A 24,415-nucleotide genomic window follows, 5' to 3' on the forward strand; every position below is an offset into this window, starting at 1 on the left:
TTGGAGGTAGAACAAATGGCTAATCAACTAAACTACGAACTCATGGAAAGAAGCTTACTAGGAACAATGTTAGTTGAAAACTTCTTGATTCTAGATGCAGATTTAACACCAGATATGTTTCAATCACAGGTGCATCGCTCTATTTTCAGAGCGATGCAGCACTTGGCATACCAGGATAAACCGGTTGACTACATAACGATTTTGACAATGGTGGATCCAAAAGAGACAGGGGGAGCACCATATTTAGCAAATCTACAAAACTTCGCTGACTCAGAGAAATTCGACTCCTATTACGAAATGTTCTTGGACGCTTGGCGGGAAAGGGAAAAACAGAAATTATTATTCCATGCTCAAAGCGGGAACTGGTCCATCGAAGATATACAAAAGGCATTGGACCAGCTCCAAACGAACACCACAAGAATAGACACAAGCATCACAAATGATTTAGTAGCCATGTACGAACTTCCAGAAAAGCCAATGGAACAAATCCCTGCAGTTCCAACGAAAATAAAACAGCTCGACCGCATGTTAGTCGGATTTAGAAACGGGGAACTTACCATCGTAGCAGGAAGGCCCTCCATGGGGAAAACAGATGTCATGAACTACTTTGCCTATACCGCGGGAATAGCAGGATTCCTCCCCATCGTATTCTCACTCGAAATGGACCGCACGATGCTCATCCATCGCCTCGTAGCAACGACAGGGAAAATGAACCGATTAAGAATGCGAGACCCCTACAAATACTTCTCAGAAAAACAAAAGGAAAACTGGGTACATACGCTCACAGAAGTAGATAAAACAAAAATCCATATCGATGACCGTGCTGGACTAACTGTTAATCAAATACGTGCACAAGCAAGAAGCATTATCCGAACTAATCCAGAGCGAAAACCAATTATCTTTATAGATTACTTACAGATTATTTTTTCAAACGATACGCGCGGAGGAAATCAAACCTACATGATTGGCCAAATCAGCTCGGAACTAAAAAGAATGGCAAAAGAATTTAACTGTCCAGTCGTTTGCCTCGCCCAACTCAACCGAGGCGTCGAATCCCGCCAAAACAAACGCCCACTCATGAGCGACCTCCGGGATTCCGGCAATATAGAACAAGACGCAGATGTCGTTATCCTGTTGTATCGGGATTCTTATTACGCGGAATTGAAAGAGAATGCGAATGAAGAGTACGAGTATGAGAGTGAGGAAGCTGATACGCAAGCGTATGTGGATAAAAGGGGAAATGAACCACTGGAACTCATTGTCGCTAAGAATCGAAATGGTCCGACAGGGAGTGTTATTGTGAATTATCGCAAAACTACTGGGCAGATCACGGATCGAGTTGTTGGGAAGTAGGGGAGAGTCGCGAACCCTAGTGATTCTGGAGAAAAAAAGTTGAATAGGAGAGTAGCATGAGCTTGCACGCAAATATAAAGGCGTTATATGAAGACGCCATTCTTTATGACGAGCCATATACAGCGCATCTCATTTACTACCTTCAGAAAAAAGAGAAAATCAATTTACAAGATCCGGTCAGCAAACTCGATGAAATAATACTTACGGACGAAGAGGAACTAGAGTTTAAGAATTTAAGAATAAAAGACGTGCTCAACATGCGGCCAGTGAAGATCTACGCCATTCAATGTAGCGAACGTTCTTATGCATTCTATCTAGCTGAAAATGCGCTGGATGCGAGGGAACTTCATTACAGGATTTATGGGCGGTGGGTGAATAAGGTGTACAGTTGTTATAATCAAATGATTGATGACTCACTGTATTTTCCTGAGATGAAGCAGTATAAGAGTTTTCGGGAGTTGATAAAGGGGGCTAGGGAGTTTCCTTGCTTTGTGGGGGAGGTATATCGTAAAGGATAAACTATAGGAGCCATTCTTGTTCAAACCATAAAATTCTTGTATAATAAAGGAAAAAATAGCGTAATGTAAAAAAGACTACCTGATGTTCTAGCATCAAGTAGTCAACATAATAGTCGGTCCCGTCAAGGGGATTGGCCGAATAAGGTATAATAACCCATCCTAGGCTCTCAAACTCAAGGATGGGTTATTTTTTATAGTTAAAAGACAGGATTAATAGTACTAATGTGGTAAAAGCAATTGCTAGCATTAGTGCTTCAAATACTGTCATGGTCTCACCCCCATTCTAAATAGAGGAGTGAGCCAACCACCCTTGAGTTACCAAACTATTACAAATAAATTGTAGCACATACGTTCGTTTTTATGAATCCCAACTATATGATCAATTGTAAAATAGAGTAAAGCAACTATTTTCCAATTTAGAAAGGGAGAATCGGCTCTTTTAAAGAATAGAAAATTATAGAAATCAATTAACAAGGAATGATCCCTTTGACAAATCAATCTACTAACAAAACAATAAATTATTATAATCAGAACGCATCAGCATTTACTTCAGACACCGTTGCAGTAGACTTCGATGAAAAGCAAAATGTTCTCCTAAAATACCTTGAACCAGATGTACATATTCTAGATTTCGGCTGTGGTTCAGGGCGCGATAGCAAAGCCTTTCTCCAAAAAGGCTATAAAGTGACTGCCATAGATGGATCCAGTGAATTGTGTAAGATTGCGAGTGAGTATATTGGTCAAGAAGTGCAATGTATGAAGTTTCATGAGCTAAATGAAGTGGAAGCCTTTGATGCAGTGTGGGCATGCGCATCTATTCTACATGTTCCGTCGACCGATTTACCTCAAGTGATTGGAAATATAGAAAGGGCACTAAAGCCAGGCGGTTATTTCTATGTTTCCTTTAAACATGGGGACTTCGAGGGGGAACGAAACGGAAGATACTTTACGAATCAAACGGAACAGAGTTTAGAAGAGTTGTTGGAGCCTTTTACACAACTGGAATTGTTGGAAACATCCGTCACACCTGATGTTAGAGTAGGGCGCGGAGATGAAATGTGGTTGAATGGGATTGTGAGAAAGAGATAGGAATGGTTGAAGAACGCAGATTGACTGCGTTCTCTTTGCTACCAAGTTAAATTTACACCTAAATGTAAAAGTTATCCACTGAAAATCACCATTTAATCTTAAAAACTAAGTTCTTGATTACCGAAATTTAGATACGACATATTCAAAATTATGTGCAATTGCGCTTAATTCTGGATATGTCGTATGCCTTTTTCGCCAGTTGAGGGATTTCAAAATTTCAACAGTGGCTTAAGTTTTAAGAGTTTAACTTTATCATTATCCCTTTTTTTAAAAACTTAACTTAAAGCAAATCTCCAACCATAATTTCGAACTGTTATACCATCTTTTTCAGCACTGATAATTTCATCTTCAAATGAGGGGGATATCCCATTACCAACCAATATTCCTTTGACAGTATGATAATTTAATTCCTTTTCGCAAAGCTTCATATAATGTTTAATTTGTTTCAAAGCATTCCGATCGATGGGACCTTTTTTAATTTCTACTACAATATATTCGTCGTTTTTTTCATTTTTAAGTAACAAATCAAGACGAGATTCATCTGAAAAGATATGCTGGGATTTTACTAATATGTAGTTAGGATCTAAGATTGATGGGTTGTTAGCAATATACTTTTCAATGTCTCTCTCTAATAACTGGAAAACTTCTTCAGAAGAAAGAATGTTTTCTGTTAATCTCCCTTTTTGTTCATTTATTTTAATTAAATCCAAAAGATAGTCTATATCTGCGCTATTCAGTTCCTTCCAAGTACGAAGTGAAGAAGAAATTGCAGCTAGTAAAGATTGACAAGGATTAAGATTTGCTGGTTTAGATAGTTTACTTAGTAAATCAGGTGTAATTTCCAAAGGAACTTGAAGCACTTTTGAGAATATTGGGTTTCCAAATGCAATACATTCATTTTCAGTTAGTTTTCCTATGTCCTTTTTTAGATGTGGGTTGTCATATTTATTAGATATTAATTGATTTTTCTTTGCATCACTTACAAACATTACTTCTTCAACTACGTAATAAGCCGTTATATATCGTTTGTTAAAAATTGTTTTATGAAAGAATAAGTAATCTCCCTTATTTACCTTTAATAGATTTACTGTATTCCCACCAGATTCTCCATATGTGAATTCATTCAGCATCGGGTCTTCATGACCAAAGTTCTTATCTGCATCTTTATATCCTATTAAATAATTCAATTTCAACACTCCATTTGTGCAATTTTACTTTGTTAATTAATAGATTTCTGTTATTCGATTAAGGATTGAAGTAGTAGTTTACCCTTAAATTATATTGTAGAATTTTGGCGAATTTTCAGATAGTACACCATGCTTTTATATTATATAATTGGAATATAAATGTAAAACTAACACCTTTGGATCTATTAGAAAGGAGCGGAACTATATGGAGTTACTCATAATTATTGTAGTTGTTATGGTTGTTGCAATGACCATACTCAGAGTAAAATTCCCAGCCATCAAAGGTGCGGTAGGTGAACGTTTTGTTAATAAAAAGCTAAGTGAGCTTGGTACAAGCTACAGAGTATTTCATGATCTATATCTCCCAAATGACAAGGGTGGAACAACACAAGTCGATCACATTGTTACATCCATCTATGGCGTTTTCGTCATTGAAACCAAACATTACGACGGCTGGATACTTGGATCAGAAAATCAAAAATACTGGACCCAAGTCATCTATAAACGGAAAGAGAAATTTTACAATCCCATCTGGCAAAACTATGGCCACATCCAAGCTTTAAAAAAATACATAGACAAAGAAGATTTTGAACCTATCCACTCCATCATCGCATTTTCATCACAATCTACCTTCAAATTCAAAGAAGACTTTAAATCAGCTAGAGTCATCCAATTCCCACAACTACTAAAAGTCATCAAAGAATGGAATGAAATCAAAATAAGTGAATTTGAGTTGAAACAAATCAATAGAGCACTTGAGAACTTAATCATTGAAGATAAGAAAGAAAAGAAGCATCTACAAAAACAACATGTCCAATCATTGAAAACCAATCTGAAAGATCAAAGAGTGAAAGAAGCCGAGAGTATAAAGCAAAATCGTTGCCCGAAATGTGGAGGTGAGTTGTCTCTTAAGAAGGGGAAGTATGGTTCGTTTTATGGGTGTGGTAGTTATCCGAAGTGTAGGCTAACGAGAGAAATATAAAAATACTTAAGAAATTCACAATACTAAAACCATCTTAATAAAATTCAACCAATAGTTATCACGGCTATGTTTTGATGAATAGATAATAGATGGTTATTTGGCCATATCCAATGAAATAATTTTAATTATTCTGTATATTTAAATTAGGGATATTTACCCATCGAATATAATATTTATAAAACTATAGAAAGGGGAATGTGATAAATGTACGAAGTAGAAATCAAGCATGATGGGCTAAACAAATATAGGGTTATAAAGGGATCCGATTTATATGTAGTGAATCAAAAAGCAGAAATGCAAATGAGAACTTGGGATGAAATGTGGAAAAAAAAGCAAGAGCAAGAAAGAAAAAAACAATATCAACAAAAAGCTGCTAAAGAAAAAGAAGAGAAAAAGGCTTTAGCTGATCAATTGACAAACGAAGCTATTGAACAAATTGAACAAATTGAAAAAATATTAAAATATACTTTAGAAATAGATGACAAAATTGATTGGGACTCACTCAAAGATAAATCTAAATTTAGTAAGCCAAAACCGAAGAAAGTTGAGTTACTGCAAATTCCAACTGAGCCTAACAAAAATGATATTAGATATCAGCCAAAGCTAGGATTAATTGACAAGTTAATCTCATCTAAAAAAGATAAGAAGATTGATGCATCAAACAAATTATATCAACAGGATTATGAACAATGGGAAAGAGAAAAATTAAAAATTGAAAGTTTAAATGAAGAAAACAATAAAAAATACGAGGATAAATTGAAGAAATGGAAAGAGGCAGAGAAAAAATTTCTTAAAGAACAAAAGGAAAAAAATGAGGCAATTGAAACTCAAAAAGAGAGTTACTTAAGAGGTGTTCCCTCTTCAATAATTGAGTATTGTGATATGGTCTTATCCAATTCCAATTACCCAGAAAGTTTTCCAAAAGAATATGATTTAGACTATAACGAGCTTAATAAAACATTGATTGTTGATTATTTATTACCTGCTCCCGAACAAGTTCCGAGTCTGAAAGAAGTAAAGTATGTTCAATCAAAAGATGAATTTAAAGAGAATCATCTATCGGAATCAGCATTTAATAAAATGTATGATAATTTACTATATCAAATTACATTAAGAACAATTCATGAATTATATGAAGCAGATGATATTAATTCTATTGATTCTGTTGTATTTAACGGGTGGGTAAAATCAATTGATAAGGGCACTGGAAAAGAAATAACTGCCTGTATATTATCTATTCAAACCGTAAAGTCAGAATACGAAGAAATAAATTTAGCATTGGTAGACCCAAAAGTTTGTTTTAAAAATCTAAAGGGAGTTGGAAGTAGCAAACTTCATAGTCTTGCACCGATAGCACCAATAATTAAGATTAATAAGGAAGATGATAGATTTGTATCCTCATATGATGTAGCGGAGACATTAGATGAATCAACAAACCTAGCAGCAATGGACTGGCAAGATTTCGAACACTTAATAAGGGAATTGTTTGAAAAGGAATTTAACCAATCAGGCGGAGAGGTTAAAATCACACAAGCAAGTAAAGATGGAGGAGTTGATGCAGTTGCATTTGATCCTGATCCTATAAGAGGTGGAAAAATAGTAATTCAAGCAAAACGATATACGAATGTAGTAGGCGTATCAGCAGTCCGTGATTTGTATGGTACGGTAATGAATGAAGGTGCTACAAAAGGGATTTTAGTATCAACTGCAGACTATGGACCAGATGCATATAATTTTGCGAAAGACAAACCTTTAACACTATTGAATGGAAATAATCTTCTTCACTTGTTACAAAAACATGGGCATAAAGCTAAAATAGATCTAAAAGAGGCTAAAAAAATACTTAAGGAGAATCAGTAGTTATATCATACTTATAATTATTGTATTTTGAAGGAGTATTAGCCTACTTAATAAAATTGCCTAAAGCATAAACAGACCCATCGAGCATTCAACTCAATGATGGGTTATTTTTTATCCATTGAGGAAACAATTCATTCAATCAAAAGATGCTGTAAATGCTAAGATGTATAAAAATGAAAGAACACCTTATAGATTAATGATAGAAACGGAGCAAAATAAGATGGATATTCGAGACTTATTTGAATTGGAAAATGATACTGTTTTTCAACAACTTAATCAGCATGTGAATTCATTTAATGTACTAAAGATATTAAAACTGGAAAACCATGAAATACGTCATTCCAATATATTATCTTGGTTGTTAAATCCAAAAGAAAACCACAGTCTGCGTGATTACTTTTTACGTAAAGTAGTGGAGCATCTAATTTTAATAGATGAAAACAGTAGCAATCCTCAATATGAAAAAGTTAGTGAAGTACTTAACTATTCTCTAATGGATAGCCATGTCTATCGAGAAGTAAAAACAAATATGAACCGTTTTATTGATTTACTCATTGTAAATGAACAACTAAAAACGGTTTTTCTGATTGAGAATAAATTATATTCCACTGAGTCTGAAAATCAATTAGATGATTATTTGGATTATATTCAACATTCATTTGAGGAGTATACAGTAATCCCGATTTATTTAACGCTTGATGGTGAAGAGCCTTCGAACTCACAATATTTTATCCTTACATATGAGCGAATTGAATCTATATTAAATACAGTTCTTATGCTATATAAAGATCAATTAAATGATAATGTCCATAAATTTATTGAAGACTACGACCAGGTACTAAAAGAAAGATTTTATCCAAATCAGAATCAGATATTACAAGCCATCGACATCTATCGCAATCATAAACAAACGATTGATGTACTCTTTGAAGAAACGTCTACTTCTTACAAGGAACTGAAGTTTGAATCAGGATACCACTTTGAATTTATAACGAAATATAAAAATACAATTAATTATATTTTTAAACATGGTCAAAATATTTTAGCTTATAGTTTCGAAAATTTTATCAACCAACAATTTAATGATGAGGTCCTGTATAAAGCACATCCAACACTACCTTACTTATTACCACCCGAATGGGAAGCTATTAGCAACATTCATATAAAAGATCCGTATTATTGGTTTGGAAAAGGCTTAGTGGTCTGGTTTGAACAAACAAAAGATAGTCGTTTACGGATGATTGCTGAAATTGGTCCAATAGAATATTCAGCTCGACTTTCAATAATCGAACAATTAGAAGGAGTAGGATTATCGTTTAAGAAAAGTTCTAAACTAGAAAAAGCAAAGTATACACGATTTTTTTCGAAAAAGATTGATGTGAATAAGTGGGATGATATGGATGAACTGGTACAAGCGATGTCAGAATTATATAATTCATCGGAATTTACCTTAATACGAATACAAATGGCTGCCATCTTGAATGGTTGGTTACCAGTTACCGATGAAAAGATAAACCCTGAAGTAAAAGATAATTTTAACCAATCATGGATTTCTCAAATACAAAATGCATTCAAAAGATGGATGGAAGCTAAAAATATCCCTGAATCAAATTACCGAGTGTCATCAAAACATCTCTCGTTTAAAATTCCGCTGTTTGATTTGTACAAAGAAAAATTGGGCGAAACAAGAGAGAACTGGTGGTGGGATAATGGACCAATGCTATTTTGGATGGAAATAAGACCTGATACACTCTACTTTACGTTAGAAATTGGGCCGATTGAAGTTGACAAAAGGGTTTTACTAATGGAGAACCTACAGGAACAAGGGATAAAGTTTAGGAAAACAGGGCTCACACAAGAAGCTAAATATAATCGAATACACACTGAAACCGTTTCTATACAAGGTTTAAATGAAGCAGAGTTACAAAATACCTCTGATAATTTATACAACAATAAAAATCTGCAGGAAATCTTACAAAAGCTAAAAGTAGTTTATGATGAGATGGTTAGTAAGTTAGATTAATAATGTTGATTGTTTTGAAAGATATTAGTTCTATTCTCCAACACTAAAAAATATGATTATAGTAATTGTTGAAGCCCTAAGCCTCTGGGCTATAAAAAATCAGCAGTTCAATCACCTCTAAATTAAGCACACGAATATGAGAGTGTAACTCTCGACAAAAAATTAAAGAGGCTTTTTGTGCCTAATAAAATTATGAGGTGATAAGCTATGAAAAGTAAAAAAGCTTTTTATGCAAAAGAAATAGCAAAAATAATTGGAAATGGTTGCACTGGTATTATGGTAGGTCGTTTAGCAAATGAATTGAACATAAAAACGACAAAGTATGGAATTTGGGTTCAAGATGCTGTCACTAAATATGGTAGAACCCGCCATTATTCTACTTTTAAATATTACCGTAATGCTATCAAGATTCTCAAAAAGGCATTTCTAGAGCGAAAAGGACTCGAAATTTCATAACACAAAAAAGTGGCCATTAGTGCCACTTTTTTTGTATGTTTTTATATTAGTTATTCAGAATAGGCTATTCTTTTAAACATTTTCTATCTCCTACCCATTCCTCTCAATCATTTTCCCTGCATCTTTTCCCATCCCACCCTTTTTTCCACCAACCAACATAAGATCCAAACCTGTTATAATATTACAATAGACATAGTACGATAGGTATATAGGAAAGGGGATTGGCATGCAATCATATTGGAATTTCCCGGCGGCGGCTGGTGGGACGATTAATTCCATCAATAATGCGGGGATTGAGACGTTTAAAGGAAATGAATTGGATTCGTTGACGCGTGAGATTTGTCAGAACTCACTGGATGCGATTAAAGATGAATCGAAACCGGTAGTGGTTGAGTTCAAAAGTTTTAAACTCCAACGAAATCAATTTCCACAACGCGCGGAATTATTAGAAGCATTCAACAAATGTGAAACAACTTGGAAAGGTAAAAATCCAAAATCCGAACAGTTTATTGATCAAGCAAAATACATATTAAATGAACAGGAAATACCATTCCTACGAATTAGCGATTTTAATACAAAAGGATTAGAAGGAGCGCAAACAGGGGAACTTGGTTCGCCGTGGAGCTCACTTGTAAGAGAAGCTGGATCTTCAAACAAGGGAGACAGCTCTGGAGGTAGCTTCGGTATCGGGAAGTCCGCACCTTTTGCGAACTCAAAACTACGGATTTTATTCTACTCATCACAAGACTTATCAGACTACCAATCTCACATTGGTGTGGCAAACATTATGTCATTTGAAAAGCAGCCTGGCCAAATTACATTGGGAACGGGTTATTTTACAAACAATGAAAACTCAAATGCGATACCAGGTCTTATCAATTTAGACCCAGGGTTCAACCGTGAAGAAACGGGAACTGACATTTTCGTGTCAGCTTTCGAACCGAAAGATATGAACTGGGTGGAAGCGATTCGCAACTCAGTGATTTACAACTTCTTCATCACAATTTGGCAAAACAAGCTTGTCGTAAAAGTGGATGATGAGGTTATTTCGCATGAAAACATCGGCTCATTTATTGCGCAGCTTGATGATACGAATGAAGATTATCGTCATGTGAAGAATTACTTTAGATTGCTAACTTCCGAGGATAGTATTCAAATTCCGTATCCAGCGAAGTCTTATAAAAAGATTGGTAAGTTCGAAGAGGGGGAAGCGACTCTATTCATCATGAAGGGTGAAGACCTGAATCGCCGTGTGTTAATGACACGTAAAGCAGGGATGCGTCTATTTGAACAAAATCGCATTAGTGGTAGTATTTCATTTACAGGGATTCTCATTATCACTGGTAAGCACATGAACCAAGTGTTCAAGAAGATGGAAAACCCTGCTCATACTCTTTGGGAGCCGAGCCGATTTGAAGAAGCTCCGAAAGAAGCAGATACGGCCTTTAAAGATTTACGCAGATTCGTTCGCGAAACAGTGCAGCAAACATTCCAGGCTGAAACAACGGATACAATGGATGCCTTTGGATTAAGCGACTTCCTACCTGACACGACGACAGTGGATGGTGAAGGGGACGATAAAAAAGAATCTCTTACACTGAAAATCAAATCTATTGCCCAAAAGAAAAAAGAAAAGCCTAAGAAGAAATTGAAGAAAAAACAACGAAATGAAGAATTTGAAGATACTCTTGCCGATGCAGGGATTATTCCTGAGGGCGATCAAGCCGGCCATTCCGATGAAGAGCGTGAAGAAGGTCTTGGCCTAGGGGGCGGAACTGGCAATACTCACGGCGAACAAGGTCCTTCGGATGAAGGAACTGGTGGAGCGCAAGAAGGTAAAGGAGAAAAAGAAAAAAATAAACCAATCGATGTGGAAAAACGTTACGTGTGCCTGCAAAAGAATGAAGGGCTGTATCGCGTAAACATCAAACCTGAGAAGAAATTTGAAAAAGGAAAACTAGAATTCAAAGTATCAGGTGAGCAAAGTGATTATATCTTGCCAATCCTTGATGTTCAATCACCAGACATCCAAGTGATAAGTATTGATAAAAATGTAGTACGTTTTATCAACTTAACAGGTAAGAAACTAAAAAATATTAAAGTAAAAGTAGACTACGAGCAATACTGCGTGATGGAGGTGGACCTATATGAAATTTAATAATTCATTCCCATACCCAGTGCTCTCAGTAGAGAACGACGATTATATTGGCTCGAAGTTTGAAACAACAGTTGAAGCACAGAAAACATTTGGTCAACTGTATATCAATTTAAACTGTAATCTTCAAGACAGTAAGATTGCTAGCCTTATAAATGAAGGGAAAGCTAAATACGCTTTACATGTAGAGTGTCCGCAAACAAGTTTCCGTAAAATCTATCAATCGGAAGAAACAAAAATTGTGGCAGCCATTCCTGAGAACCTGTTGCGCGGAAAAATCGATGTACATCCATTTATCTTGGCCAACGAAACAATTGAAGGATATACCAATCCAAAACTAAATGACTTCTACAACGGTACATCCATCACATATGAGAAGGGAAATATTCTAGCTCTTGGCGAAGCAGTAGAGGTCACTCTATTTGAAGAAGACTTAGAATCTCAAAACTTGCCTTCAATCGTAACAATTCGTCGTTCAGAAAGCGCGAAAGAACTGGTCGTATACCTAAACTCACCACAAATAATAATTGAGTTACCAAAAGCGATTTACGATCAATACGCAATCAATGCAGGTTCTAGACTAAAGGAAACGATCCTATCAATTGTGATTCTACCAAGTCTAGTAGAAGTGTTCTATACATTGAAAGAAGATAGCGCGGACTACAGCGAATACAAATGGTACCAAGTCCTTGAGCAAATCTTCAAAAAGAACAACATTCCATTAACGCAAGTCATTGATGGAACAATTCCAGTTCTTCGTGCTGCTCAAATGGTTCTACAAAACCCATTAGAAAAAGCATTCAACGAAATCCAAAAACTAAACGAAGGGATGGAATAATCAATGAAAATCCAATTTTTATCTGAAGACGCCTTACAAGACCTTCGTGTAAACTTCGAAACCTATAAAGAGCACTACTATAAACGGGATGATGCTTGGTTTGATGAGTATTTTGGCCAGGAAGGGCGACTGCTAGAGTCGAAAATTGAGTTTGAGAAGCCTGAACTACATAAGGGTGAAGATTACTTAGTCAGTGATTATGAAAATGTGAAGATCATCTATGAATCATTGAAAGGTCTACCTGTTTCTTTAGCAACTCAAGAAAAGCTCTGGTCTGGCATTGCCCATGTGTACTTCCGTGATTACATCTTTTATCGAATTGAAAAAGACATCGAAAAGAAAAACGATACACGTATCAAATCGGCGATGTTCTTTGAAAACGGCGCGAAACGTTCATTGTTCGTTCATGCATTAGCACGCCTCTGGTGGGTAGGGTACATGACATATGACGAGAACAATCAAGAAAATCCGTACTGGCTAACAGAATTCTTCTGCTCAGCTGACTTCTCAGCACGTTGTGTCGTGTTCTTTTCAAGTAACTTCACGTCAAATCGTGCGATTACGAAAGGGATATTGCGTGCTTTGATTGGGCTGCGGGATGAGGGTGTTACTATTAAACGTGATCATTTTGTTGAATCGACAAAGTTTCTAAACATTTCTGGTGGAGCGATGGTGCTTGATCTACTAGAAGAGGATGAAGTGAAAGAGATAGTAGAAAAAAGGGTTAGAAAGGTATTTAGGATTCAGGATTATGTCTTACAAGAATTAATAAGTAATAACTATTGATAGTTATAAAATTGAACGTAATTTTAATAGCAGATGCTATAGTTTATTCTAAAGGAGACTGTTTTCAGAAACAGTCTCTTAAATTTTAAGGTTTGCTAAATGTATTATCTTATTAATCTCCAAAATTTTTGAAATAATTTTTGAACTAATCAGTATATTTCATCTAACCCTACAACTGTTAATTACTACAATATGAGAATTTGATAGAATAATATTGCGTAGTATTTAATATGAGTTTTTATATATGCAAAAATTTATTGTCAATCCGTTTCTTATAGTTAAAAAGTTCCATTTAAAAAGTTCTTATTATGGTAAAATGAACATAGGTTATGTGAGATTATGGTAGATTAATATATAAATTATACTTCTTTTGGAGTGATCTTTTATGAAAATTGTCCCTAATAATTATGAAACATCTAATGTTCTCGGTCTAACATCAAATGAGCTTGCATTAGTTAATCGACTTACAAAATTTAATTTAAATTCGACTGTTCTTCTCAAGCTTCAACCTGTAAACAATGTTAAATTAGATTTTTGTTTAATAGATAATCAAATTGGATTAGTTTTAATTATTACAGTATCACCTAATGTAGATAATTATGAGCAAATCGTTAATGTCTATAAAAATATAATAATCAAACAATATATAAGTCAAATAGAAACGAAGCTTTCAAGTTTTAGGACGTTATATGAGGGTGGAATAAAATTCCCAATAGGAATACTATTTTACTTTCAAGGAACTAATAAAGATTCCTTTCCTACTTCTAATTTTGTCGATAATTATTTTTTATTTGAAAATGATTTCAATAAATGGAGTAATGATGATGATCTAAAAGGTAAGCTAAAAAAATCCATTCTAAATGAATTTAGTCATTTTCAGGGTTTTACAGATGCTCAATTAGAAAATATTAAATTAGCAATATGTCCAGAGTATACTATTCCAAAATTCATTGAAGTAGATGATAGTTTCGATAATTCGAATATGTATAAGGAGTTTAAATTACAAAAAAATAGGAAACTAGATCGCCAACTAAAAACACTTGATCTAACTGAAGATCAGATCAATATGGTTAACGGTATTGAATATGGACATGAATTACTACTAGCAGGCGCGGGTAGTGGTAAAACAGTGTTGTTGACTGCAAGAGCTTTTAGGGTTGCGAAAGCATTTCCGGATAAAAATATATTAATAACGTGTTATAATGCCCCGTTATCTGAAAGTGTTAATTTATTTATTAATACTTCAGGAATGCGCTTAAGAAATTTGAAAAATAGAACATTCCATGGTTTATTAATTGATCTACTAGAGACTAATGGTATTCCTTGTCATAGAACAGGTGATGATACTTATTTTGATAAGCTATTTGAAACAGCTCAAAAAGCTTTGGATGAAGGTAAAATTAAAGACAAATTCTATGGAATATTTATAGATGAAATACAAGATTTTAAACCAGAATGGTATCGGTTTTTGACTAAGTTAATAGAAAACAAGAATGAGTATTTCATTAATATCTGCGGGGATAAAACACAAGATATTAGAGGGATAATTAATGAAAGTGGTGAACCATGGAAAGAGGTAAAAGGGATTAATTTCGATGGAAATAAGAAAATCCTAAAGACAAATTTCCGATATACAACCAGATTGAATAATTTTATTATTGCATTTGGTATAGGTAGCAAAAAGGATTTAAAGAAATATGATATAAATAATTTTGATGATGAGGAGCTATTTATTAGGTCGAAAACTCACTTTAATGAAAAAGGTGAGTACCCTGTTATCTATAAAGTAGATAAATATGATGAGGAAATTCATAAAGTAATAGAGTGTTTAAATGATTTGCATTACAACAAGAAAATTCCTCTATCTGAAATTGCTATTTTATATCCAAATAGGAAAAATGATCTTAAGAAATATTACCCTTACCATTATTTAATTAAAGCTTTAGAAGATAATAAAATCAGTTATACAGATTTAGGTGACAACATTTCTAATTATTATGATAGAACAGGTGTAGTGATTTCTACAATTCACAAATCTAAAGGTCTAGATTTTCAAGCGATAATTCTTTTTGGTTTAAATGGATTATTTCCTTCTAAAATAACTAGAAATTCTTCTACAGACATAAAAAATGAATATCAAAAAAATATGAATCTTATTTATACTGCGATTACACGTCCATCTAAATATCTATCAGTTGTTAATTTAGATAGAGAGGATAACCCTTATATTAAGCTTATTGATGATACACCAGTGATGATCCAAAAGTTGAATAAGATTAGAAAAATTAAAAAAAGGAGTGAGAATTAATGCTGGTCATGCAAAAAGTAGATGAAAAGAAAGAATACGAAGCCAGGGTAGCCTTAGTAAATCATCTCCAAAGTTACTTGTCAGATAGAATAAGTGGAAAATCTATCACTAGACTTAATGATGGTTCACACCCAGAAGATTTATTTTTTATTGGTAGATTATCAGGAAATAAAGCAGATTTAAATAATAAATTCAGTCAATCTGAGCCTAAACAAATTGGATTAACTTTTAGAATCTCCAAAAAGAACTTAGTTAAAGAAACTATTGTTGTTAAAATTTCAAGTGATTATTACGTTAAAGTAAATCCAACATACGAAGAACAATGTGAACATTATATCAATGAATTCAATAATAGGTATCCAGACAACAAAGTTGAGACATTCAAAGAATTAATCGATAATGTCACTCAATTTCCTTCATATTCTTGCGATGTAATTCAAGTGTTCAATAAAGTTCACCTAGATAACTTTGATTTTGAACTTAATTTAAAATCAATTTGTGGTGAGGGTTATTCCGGAAAAAAATACTTAAATGACGTTAGAGATCAAATTTTAACATTACTTGATAATAAAATAGATGAAATTTCAAATAGATATGGAAAAATCAATGATCAAGTAACATTTAATGATTTGAAATCGAAAGAGACATGGTTAGACTTTATTAAACGTACTGCAAAAAGACCATTTGTCCAAAATTGGGATTGCAAAATATTGGCGGAAATTAAAGAAGAAAATGACCAATACTGTAGAGTTATGATTTCTTTTATTAATAATACAGAGGATATAAAAAAGGAACGAGATATTGTTAATACATTTTTCAATACTTCTTTAACAGTTGAATTGTTGAAAACAATGGTAGAACCCATTGAATTAAAGGCATTAAAGGATGATTATAAGTACAACAAGACACAAATAGCGCTAGGTAAGAATTGTAGTGTAGAGGATATAAGCCCTAGCAAAGAAAAAATCACAAAAGTAAAAACTAGTAGTCTTCCTATCTATAAACAGTATCGATTAAAAACAGACGATGATAAGTTTAAAGCCGAATTTCAAAAGTTAATAGATAATCCAATAAAGGTACTGAAGAGTTTACAAAAATTAATGGAAACTGAAATCGAAAATTGGATTAACGATAAAAATATTAAGTTACATAGTGATGCGGCGATTAAACAGTTTAATGCTGAAATAGATGGATTTAAAAACGAAATAAAAAGATTTACCAATGGGATTTCTGTTCTTGAAAATTATCCAGATTTAGCTTTAAGACCATTTAAGTTAATGAATGAGACGTTTAAAAATTCATCTAAGGGTTACAAGAGCTGGAGATTATTCCAGATTGTTTTCATCGTCTCAATGATACCAGATATTGTTAGTAGAGAAATTGGAGAAATAAAACCACTAGCACAATATGAAAAAGTTGATCTAATTTATTTTCCAACAGGTGGAGGTAAAACTGAAACATACTTGGGTACAGTAATCTTTAATATGTTTTTTGATCGAATTCGAGGTAAAAATGCCGGAACAACTGCTCTAATTAAATTCCCCCTCAGATTACTTTCATTACAACAACTTCAACGTGCAACAGATATTACTGCACAAGCAGAGTTGATTAGAAGAAACCAAAGTGATATGAAGGGTACCGAGCCGTTTACAGTTGGATATTTTGTTGGAAGTGGTAACACTCCTAACAAACTTTATGATTCTGATAGAAAAGAAGATATGATACCTTCTATTCAGGCGATGAGTGAACAAGAACGTATTGATAAATTTCTAGTTATTGACCGTTGTCCATTTTGCCAAAGTGATAAAATTTCGATTGACGTTTTAGTTAATGAAAGAAGATTAGTGCATGTATGTAAAAATGAAAACTGTAATGAAGGAATTTTACCATTATATATTATTGACCGAGAAGTATATCGTTATTTACCAACGTTTATAGTCAGTACACTTGATAAATCTGCATTAATAGGAATGCAAAGAAACTTTAGAAATATATTTGGAAACTTCCATAAAAAATGCTTACTCCATGGTTATACTAGCCAAGGTAAATGTTTGGAATCAGAAGGGGATATGTGTAAGTTTGCTGATGAGGCTCTTGAAAATGTTGAGATTTATGATGCGAGTCCAAGTTTAATAATACAAGACGAATTGCACTTAGTAAGAGAATCTCTTGGAGCTTTTAATGCTCACTATGAAACATTTATTAACTATTTTTTAAGTGAATTTTCATCACTTAAAAGACCAATTAAATTTATTGCAGCTACTGCAACAATTTCTGATTATGAGCAACAAGTTTATCATTTGTATCATAAGGAGGCTATTAGATTCCCTGCTCCATCGCCTTATATAGATAAAAGCTTTTATGCCTACACTGATTATGAGGATCTGAATAGAGTCATTGTTGGAATTGCACCGTATGGGAAAACACCAGTTTATAGTATTTTAGATGTTATTCAATACTATAGAGAAGAGTTACACAGACTATGGCACAATGAAGACTCAAGAATAAGCATTAATAATATGCCAGATCTATCTAGTGAACAATACAAAAGGGTCTTAAAAGATTATTGGGTAATCCTTGAGTATAACCAGATTAAAAATGAAGGAATGCAGATAGTAAACTCAATAGGATCAATGATTAACGAAAGATTAAAAAGTCAAGGTATTTCAGATCAGAATGTAAAAACGATGACAGGTGACGATACCTTTAAAGATGTAAGAGAGATTTTATCCGAAGTTGAACGACCAACGGGTGAAAAATCTGAAATTGACTTAATCGCAGCAACTAGTATGATTTCTCACGGGGTCGATGCTGACACATTTAACTTTATGATTTTCTTCGGAGTACCAAAAAATACTGCTGAATATATTCAAGCCTACTCACGCGCAGGTAGAAAGTATCCAGCACTAGTCTTGATGGTATTTAATTCAAATAGAGAAAAGGATTCAAGTTATAATCAACATTTTGTAAAGTTTAATGAATATAAAGATCTATTAGTTGAGCCCGTCCCGATAAATAGGTGGGCAAATAATGCTGTTGAAAAAACTCTTCCTGGATTATTATCAGCCCTAATGTTAAATCATTATGATTATCATCTATCAAAAGAAGGTTATAAGATTTATATGTTATCAGGGTTTCAAGAAGCTATTAGAGCAGATAAATTACCAAATCATGAAGAACTATCAGATATTTTATGTAGTGCTTATGGAGCAGATAAGGACACTTTCGGTGCTTTATATAAGGAAAAAATCGCTCAATTAACACAGAGAATTATTAAAGGATTAATGTCAGAAGAAGTAAATGAACGAAATGATTACTTTATAACAAATGCATTAAGTAAAATAGGCTTTCCGGTAATGAGAAGTTTGAGAGATACTGACACACCTTTAGATATAATAATGGAAGATCCAGATGCAGAATTAATGAGAAAGTAATGAAAACCGGGAGGATCAAGATGGCAAAAATTACAATGTCTAGAGGAATACTTCAGTCACTTTTTAGATATCTTCCTGAGAATTGGATTGATTTTGATTCGGGAAATGGAGTTGCTAAAGTAACAAAGTGGGATTCTAGACCATTACATGGAATAAATAAAAAAAGACTAATAAAAAGAATAGAGAATGAAATAAAAGTTTTTTCTAATAAAAGTGGCTTTTTAGATACTCTATCTGAAGAAGATTACGAGATAATGGAACCCAAATATATCTACGTTGAAGCAAATCCATTAACATTCTACTGCAAAAGATGTAAAAGTGGTTATTCTTATCAAAATGTAGAACAAATGAAAAAGAAAACTAAAAGTAAGTATTGCTGTGAAAAATGCTCAGGTAAACTACAGCAATTTGATCTGATGTATGCTTGTGAATGTGGATGGGCTGGTCCTATTCAAATCTCCCCATGTGGAAATAAAGAGCATGGTTTTAAACATATGAAATTTAAAGATCATAAAGAGTTAAGTAAAAGAAGATGGATATGTAACGAATGTGGACAAGAAAAACCTTTAATCAAATTCTGTCCTGATTGCAAAACTAGATTAATGCTTTCACCATTTAGACAATCTGATGTTTATATTCCAAAAACATTAGCAATGATTGATCTAATTCGATCAGACCAAACCACTACTCATGTATTCAAACAGGACCCAGAAGAAAGATACTTAGAAAAGGAGTATGTACAAAAATTAATACATGCAAATTATCTAGGAATATCTGATCTTGAGGAAGTTAGGAAAATTATTAATCAAGTTGAAGAAGAAAGAGATAATAAAGACTTTGAAACCTTATTAAATGAAAAGATAGCTGAATTTATTAGTTATGGTATGGATGAGGATTCAGCCAGAACATTCGCGAAAAACGCATTGAAAGTTAATAATCCTGATAATAAATTAGATGAAATTGAGTCAAAGGTAAATTCTTTTATTCATACAACATCAGAACAACTATATCAAAATTCTTTAAATTTATTAGAATATCATGCAGTTAAGAATAGTAAGTCTGTTTCAACAATTGAAGACGCGATCGAAAAGGCTAAAATATTATCTTCTTCATCTAAACCTGATGAATTTAGAGAGGTAGTTAAGAGACAGGGATTCATTAATGTGCAGGCGTGTTCTGGTGTACCAATGTTATTCTCATCCTATGGATACGTTAGAAGAAACTCTAGTCCAACTAAGGTAAAATTAAGAGGTTTTCCAAAAGATAGGGAGTTAGAAAACACTTCAAAAAAACCTATATACGGTACAAAATTAGAAACTGAGGGAATTTTGTTTGAATTTGATAGAAAGAGAATTATAGAGTGGTTATTACAAAATAAAATTATCAATAGAGATGCATTCAATGTACCAGAAGACCTTAATGATGATCAAGCTCTTAAGGCCTGGTTCCTAACACATATAAATCCTAATGTTATTAACAGACATGAAGAAATAGATGAACAATACAAGGTGACTAAGCATGTATATACCTTAATCCATACAATTTCACATCTATTGATGAAAAAAGCAGCTGAATTATGTGGTTTAGGCATCGACTCCATCTCAGAATATATATTCCCTGCAATACCGTCAGTATTTATTTATTGTCATAATGCTCAAGGGTTTAAATTGGGGGCAATGTTTAATTTGTATGAAGCGTTTTTAGATAAATGGCTAATAAATAGTTTGGAAAATGCAGACAATTGCCTTTATGATCCAATTTGTATAGAAGATAAAGGCGCTTGTTTAGGATGTATAAACATTAACGAAATTTCCTGTGAACATTTTAATAAAGATCTAAATCGAGCTTATCTTATCGGAAACATTTATGATGATAATAAGAGAGTTTATGGTTACTGGGAGTATGAATTAGAGAAAAACTAGTATAAGGAATTTGAATTTGGTTACAAGATGACTTGGTTTTTTCTGAGTCATCTTTTTCATCAGGAGTAGAGTACCTAGAATGTATATAAATAGAGAAGGATATTGAACCGTTATAAAGAAGAGGGGAATAATAAAAATACTAAGCTTTAGCTTAGTATTTTTTTAGTACTGATAATTAACTATCCATAGACCTATAATGTCTAGTTGTGTTATTTTAACGATAATAACTCATATCTATTCCATTTATATTCGTTATCATTGTCTATTTGCATATCATTAAAATTTATTCTTAGTTTTTCTCTTTGTTGATTTATCCTATTATCCTTATATACTTTGGTTAATTGCTTTTTTACTTCCTTTTTGGTTTCATCTAAACTATTTGCATTGAATAATAACCAATCGTGTAAAAGATAATTGTTATTAGAATCTTGTTGATAACTTTGATCAAATATGGCTTTTTCTGTAGAATTTAAAGTATTATAAAGGTTAGTATATTCTACATTATCCAAGGTAGTAAAGAAAGGTCTAATCATTGTCCTACCGGCCTGTACAAAATCTAAACCTAACTCGTCACGCATTAAACCATTTGGAATTGAACAAAGGTATAGTTCAAAGTTCCGTAAAGAATCTATACCACTATCTAAGTTATATACTAGTTTTACAATGTAAGTTAGTGTATATAATTCTCCATATAATTGATGGTCATATACAGTGGGTAAATTAGATTTAAAAGGGGTACCTAGATAGTCAATTGGATCAATTGAAGCATATGACGTTTGATTCTTTCCTAAATCTACCTTGTGTCCTATAGCATCTTGATCGGTATCAAGTGTAGATTTACAATCTATATGTATTACGGCTTTTGGTGTAAGAAATGAACTGTCCGAACTTGCTGGGTGAGAGAAAATCTCCCAATCAGTGTTGTTACTGATAATAGTTTGAACAACTCTTTCCATAACATCTGCTACAGCAGATTTCCCTGAATATGTTTCTTCAATATCATTAAAGAGGAATTGTGAGGTAAGATTTTTAAAGAAGGTAGTTCCGTTACTTTCTAGTATTTCTTTGAGTTTAAAATAATAGTATTTTTCTAGATTATTTAGCTGCTCCATGTAATTCTCCTTTAAGAAATATTTACATATACATTAACATTACTTCCAAATAAATACAATAAGCTCTCGCCGTAAGACGAGAGCTTATAATTTATACAGTCACCAATTCTACAGTTTCTATTTGTTCAACAATCTTCGTTGCAATTTTCTCTGCCAATAATACTGGAACAGCATTCCCAATTTGTCTATACATTGAGTTTAAACTTCCTGTAAAAATAAAATCATTTGGAAACGATTGTAGAATTGCGCATTCACGTGCAGATAATCTACGTTGGCGATTCACATGGATTTCAGGAGAAGTTGCAGTTATTGTATCACTTGGTCGATCCCAGTTTGTTATACGTAGTGATTGTTCAAATTTAATTTCTTTTTCAACAAATGTAGTAACAACCTCATCGTATTTATCGTCGAAACCAAGAAGCCTTTTTAATTCCCACCAATCTGATGGTTTAGGAATGCTTCCTGATTTATTATCTTTTCTAAACCAATGGCCGGCAGTATGTCTATAACCAAAATGTTCATCAATTCTTTTAGTTGACCAACCTGATTTGCTACGCCAGTATTTTAAGTAATCACAAATTTCAGCTTGATCTACTTCATATTTTCTTCCAAAGAAAGTGTCGTGAACTGTAGTAGAAGCGATATGATTATATATTTTTTCGCCATTAACTAGTACATATTCACTCGTTTTACCATTTTGAATTTCAACGTCAGCTAAGTAGCCAATAGCTTCTTCGACGGTAATATGGGGTAAAAGTTCTTTTTCGAATGAAAATAAATCTGTAGTTTTTGATAAATCTGCATGTGTTGGCTCTGGGAAAATATTTTCTGCTCCAATACGATTTCCGATAATGATAACACGTTCTCTAGCCTGAGGTACTCCGTAATCTGCAGCATTAAGTAATTTATATTCTACTTTATAACCAATCTTTTTAAAGTCTTCAATAATCATCTCAATAACTTTTCCACCAGCCATGGAAATTAGACCTTTTACATTCTCTGCTACAAAAAATTTTGGTTGTTTATCATTAATAATTCTAAGCATTTCGAGATATAAAAAATTTCTCTCGTCTTTCATGCTTCTATTATTATTTGCAACACTGAATCCTTGGCAGGGGAATCCGCCAATAATAACGTCCACTTCTTTTGGAGTCCCAGGAATATCTTTTGAATCTACAGTTTTTATATCAACTAGATCTATATGATCTCCAATATTCTTTCTATATGTGTTTACAGCATCTTTATTAAAATCACAGGCCCATAAGATATCAAATCCGGCTTTCTTAAATCCTAAATCCATACCTCCGGCTCCAGAAAATAGTGTGATAAGTGTTTTTTGTGGCATATTTATTCACCCTTTTCTATTTACTTTTCTATAATACATTAATTTGACCGCAAATGCAACATAGGCAAACTGAGATTATGATAAGTAAAATGTTAACTGAAAAACACTAGGCGGGAACGTTTGTTCTTATTTTACAACTAAATCAGTAAATTTTCAACTTATTTAAATAGATAATAAAACCCGTTATGGATACAACTGAATTGTATCTTAATCGGGTTTTTTAACAAATACAAAATTATATTTTCTTTGTATAAAGAATGTTATCCGGACCGACTAATTCTTTAATATGTTTAATCTTATTATTAATATCCTCAGGCATGTTTTCATTCCAAAGAATTATCTTTAAGCGACTTTGATTATTCAGAAGCTTAAACTGATGACATTTTGTATAATTAAAACGAATTTTACCAGGATTTTTACCTGCCACTAAAGGTTCGTCATTATATACATCTTTTAGAATTCCATTTGGCATACAAGTTAAATGAATCATATGAATATCGCCAGATTTATCGTATAAAATACATATAAAATAAGTAAAACAAGGTTTTAAAGTACCATCTGTTTTTCTGTATATAGGTGGTAGGTTACCTTTATAGGGACGATCCTCTTTCCCTCTTACTTTAATAAAACCTTCATAACTGTTTTGATTATCACCAACGAAAATATTTTTAGTAATATCTCCAATATTATCTGTTGTTACTGTTTTAATATCTATGTGTACATAAGCATTATAAGTTTCAAAGAACATATCAGATCCAATAGGGGATGAGTTTGGCTGTCCGAATTGGTTGAATAACCAATAAAATATTCGTTCAGATCCTACAGCGAAATCGGAAGTCTCTTGTCCTAAATATTGTTCCCACTGATTGCGTATTTCCTCTTTAGTGCTAAACCCATCTAACATTTTTTCCAGGTCAATACTCAAGACGTGGTATATTTGTTTTAAATACTCATTTTCCCAGAATTCAATGTATTCTGGTGAATTAATTTCAAACATATATCTACCTCCAAATTAACACTATATTAAATAATAGTATCATAAAAGAG

At 33.2% G+C, this 24,415-nt stretch carries 18 protein-coding genes; 13 read left to right on the forward strand and 5 right to left on the reverse strand.

The window, feature by feature from the left end:
• Positions 1 to 15 precede the first annotated feature (15 nt).
• Both CRO45_RS13135 and CRO45_RS13140 read left to right on the forward strand, forming a co-directional pair.
• Positions 16 to 1,353: a replicative DNA helicase gene (locus tag CRO45_RS13135; protein ID WP_097150094.1), complete on the forward strand. Its 1,338-nt coding sequence runs from the start codon at positions 16 to 18 to the stop codon at positions 1,351 to 1,353.
• Between the two features lie 56 nt (positions 1,354 to 1,409).
• Complete coding sequence (locus CRO45_RS13140) at positions 1,410 to 1,871, forward strand: hypothetical protein (RefSeq protein WP_097150095.1); 462 nt, start codon at positions 1,410 to 1,412, stop codon at positions 1,869 to 1,871.
• A gap of 184 nt (positions 1,872 to 2,055) precedes the next feature.
• On the opposite strand, the gene CRO45_RS20455 is transcribed toward CRO45_RS13140, so the two are convergent.
• Entirely contained in the window at positions 2,056 to 2,139 is an 84-nt protein-coding gene (locus tag CRO45_RS20455; RefSeq protein WP_408057151.1) for a putative holin-like toxin, read from the reverse strand.
• 218 nt (positions 2,140 to 2,357) lie between these two features.
• Between CRO45_RS20455 and CRO45_RS13145 the strand changes: the two genes are divergently transcribed.
• Positions 2,358 to 2,960, forward strand: a complete 603-nt coding sequence (locus tag CRO45_RS13145; protein ID WP_212613431.1) for a class I SAM-dependent methyltransferase — start codon at positions 2,358 to 2,360, stop codon at positions 2,958 to 2,960.
• 275 nt (positions 2,961 to 3,235) lie between these two features.
• Here CRO45_RS13145 and CRO45_RS13150 read toward each other — a convergent pair whose 3' ends face one another.
• The gene (locus CRO45_RS13150; protein ID WP_097150097.1) at positions 3,236 to 4,147 is read right to left on the reverse strand and encodes an endonuclease NucS domain-containing protein; all 912 of its coding nucleotides are present in this window, start codon (positions 4,145 to 4,147) and stop codon (positions 3,236 to 3,238) included.
• Positions 4,148 to 4,352: 205 nt separating this feature from the next.
• On the opposite strand from CRO45_RS13150, the gene CRO45_RS13155 reads away from it, so the two are divergent.
• From CRO45_RS13155 to CRO45_RS13200, 10 genes are all read left to right on the forward strand, one after another.
• Entirely contained in the window at positions 4,353 to 5,129 is a 777-nt protein-coding gene (locus tag CRO45_RS13155) for an NERD domain-containing protein (RefSeq protein WP_097150098.1), read from the forward strand.
• 204 nt (positions 5,130 to 5,333) lie between these two features.
• Positions 5,334 to 6,989, forward strand: a complete 1,656-nt coding sequence (locus CRO45_RS13160; protein ID WP_097150099.1) for a restriction endonuclease — start codon at positions 5,334 to 5,336, stop codon at positions 6,987 to 6,989.
• A gap of 118 nt (positions 6,990 to 7,107) precedes the next feature.
• A complete protein-coding gene (locus tag CRO45_RS13165; protein WP_097150100.1) occupies positions 7,108 to 9,012 on the forward strand; it encodes a PDDEXK-like family protein in 1,905 nt (634 codons plus the stop codon).
• Positions 9,013 to 9,219: 207 nt separating this feature from the next.
• Positions 9,220 to 9,468 carry a hypothetical protein gene (locus CRO45_RS13170; protein WP_097150101.1) on the forward strand — a complete coding sequence of 83 codons (249 nt, stop codon included), beginning with the start codon at positions 9,220 to 9,222 and terminating at the stop codon, positions 9,466 to 9,468.
• Positions 9,469 to 9,694: 226 nt separating this feature from the next.
• A complete protein-coding gene (locus CRO45_RS13175) occupies positions 9,695 to 11,626 on the forward strand; it encodes a hypothetical protein (protein WP_097150102.1) in 1,932 nt (643 codons plus the stop codon).
• Positions 11,616 to 12,461, forward strand: a complete 846-nt coding sequence (locus tag CRO45_RS13180; protein ID WP_097150103.1) for a hypothetical protein — start codon at positions 11,616 to 11,618, stop codon at positions 12,459 to 12,461. Before CRO45_RS13175 ends, CRO45_RS13180 begins: the two co-directional genes overlap by 11 nt.
• A 3-nt stretch (positions 12,462 to 12,464) precedes the next feature.
• Entirely contained in the window at positions 12,465 to 13,247 is a 783-nt protein-coding gene (locus CRO45_RS20290) for a DUF6339 family protein (RefSeq protein WP_235864595.1), read from the forward strand.
• A 385-nt stretch (positions 13,248 to 13,632) separates the two neighbouring features.
• Complete coding sequence (locus CRO45_RS13190; protein ID WP_097150104.1) at positions 13,633 to 15,555, forward strand: 3'-5' exonuclease; 1,923 nt, start codon at positions 13,633 to 13,635, stop codon at positions 15,553 to 15,555.
• Complete coding sequence (locus tag CRO45_RS13195; protein WP_097150105.1) at positions 15,555 to 18,989, forward strand: helicase C-terminal domain-containing protein; 3,435 nt, start codon at positions 15,555 to 15,557, stop codon at positions 18,987 to 18,989. The genes CRO45_RS13190 and CRO45_RS13195 overlap by 1 nt, the downstream gene beginning before the upstream one ends.
• A 20-nt stretch (positions 18,990 to 19,009) precedes the next feature.
• The gene (locus tag CRO45_RS13200) at positions 19,010 to 20,911 is read left to right on the forward strand and encodes a DUF1998 domain-containing protein (RefSeq protein WP_097150106.1); all 1,902 of its coding nucleotides are present in this window, start codon (positions 19,010 to 19,012) and stop codon (positions 20,909 to 20,911) included.
• A 209-nt stretch (positions 20,912 to 21,120) separates the two neighbouring features.
• Here CRO45_RS13200 and CRO45_RS13205 read toward each other — a convergent pair whose 3' ends face one another.
• The 3 genes from CRO45_RS13205 to CRO45_RS13215 all read right to left on the reverse strand — a co-directional run bounded on the left by CRO45_RS13205 (position 21,121) and on the right by CRO45_RS13215 (position 24,365).
• Complete coding sequence (locus CRO45_RS13205; protein WP_097150107.1) at positions 21,121 to 22,023, reverse strand: hypothetical protein; 903 nt, start codon at positions 22,021 to 22,023, stop codon at positions 21,121 to 21,123.
• A gap of 91 nt (positions 22,024 to 22,114) precedes the next feature.
• Complete coding sequence (locus CRO45_RS13210) at positions 22,115 to 23,368, reverse strand: DNA cytosine methyltransferase (RefSeq protein WP_097150108.1); 1,254 nt, start codon at positions 23,366 to 23,368, stop codon at positions 22,115 to 22,117.
• Positions 23,369 to 23,603: 235 nt separating this feature from the next.
• A complete protein-coding gene (locus tag CRO45_RS13215; RefSeq protein WP_097150109.1) occupies positions 23,604 to 24,365 on the reverse strand; it encodes a PDDEXK family nuclease in 762 nt (253 codons plus the stop codon).
• Positions 24,366 to 24,415: the final 50 nt, after the last annotated feature.

It is taken from the genome of Ureibacillus acetophenoni, assembly GCF_900220965.1.
In the GTDB taxonomy this organism is placed as follows: Bacteria; Bacillota; Bacilli; order Bacillales_A; family Planococcaceae; genus Ureibacillus; species Ureibacillus acetophenoni.

Bases quoted from the DNA above. Each gene is read 5' to 3' on its own strand.
- CRO45_RS13210 (WP_097150108.1), bottom strand. From the start codon at position 23,368: ATGCCACAAAAAACACTTATCACACTATTTTCTGGAGCCGGAGGTATG.
- CRO45_RS13195 (WP_097150105.1), top strand. From the start codon at position 15,555: ATGCTGGTCATGCAAAAAGTAGATGAAAAGAAAGAATACGAAGCCAGG.
- CRO45_RS13190 (WP_097150104.1), top strand. From the start codon at position 13,633: ATGAAAATTGTCCCTAATAATTATGAAACATCTAATGTTCTCGGTCTA.
- CRO45_RS13215 (WP_097150109.1), bottom strand. From the start codon at position 24,365: ATGTTTGAAATTAATTCACCAGAATACATTGAATTCTGGGAAAATGAG.
- CRO45_RS13160 (WP_097150099.1), top strand. From the start codon at position 5,334: ATGTACGAAGTAGAAATCAAGCATGATGGGCTAAACAAATATAGGGTT.
- CRO45_RS13135 (WP_097150094.1), top strand. From the start codon at position 16: ATGGCTAATCAACTAAACTACGAACTCATGGAAAGAAGCTTACTAGGA.
- CRO45_RS20455 (WP_408057151.1), bottom strand. From the start codon at position 2,139: ATGACAGTATTTGAAGCACTAATGCTAGCAATTGCTTTTACCACATTA.
- CRO45_RS13170 (WP_097150101.1), top strand. From the start codon at position 9,220: ATGAAAAGTAAAAAAGCTTTTTATGCAAAAGAAATAGCAAAAATAATT.
- CRO45_RS13205 (WP_097150107.1), bottom strand. From the start codon at position 22,023: ATGGAGCAGCTAAATAATCTAGAAAAATACTATTATTTTAAACTCAAA.
- CRO45_RS13140 (WP_097150095.1), top strand. From the start codon at position 1,410: ATGAGCTTGCACGCAAATATAAAGGCGTTATATGAAGACGCCATTCTT.
- CRO45_RS13180 (WP_097150103.1), top strand. From the start codon at position 11,616: ATGAAATTTAATAATTCATTCCCATACCCAGTGCTCTCAGTAGAGAAC.
- CRO45_RS13155 (WP_097150098.1), top strand. From the start codon at position 4,353: ATGGAGTTACTCATAATTATTGTAGTTGTTATGGTTGTTGCAATGACC.
- CRO45_RS13200 (WP_097150106.1), top strand. From the start codon at position 19,010: ATGGCAAAAATTACAATGTCTAGAGGAATACTTCAGTCACTTTTTAGA.
- CRO45_RS13175 (WP_097150102.1), top strand. From the start codon at position 9,695: ATGCAATCATATTGGAATTTCCCGGCGGCGGCTGGTGGGACGATTAAT.
- CRO45_RS20290 (WP_235864595.1), top strand. From the start codon at position 12,465: ATGAAAATCCAATTTTTATCTGAAGACGCCTTACAAGACCTTCGTGTA.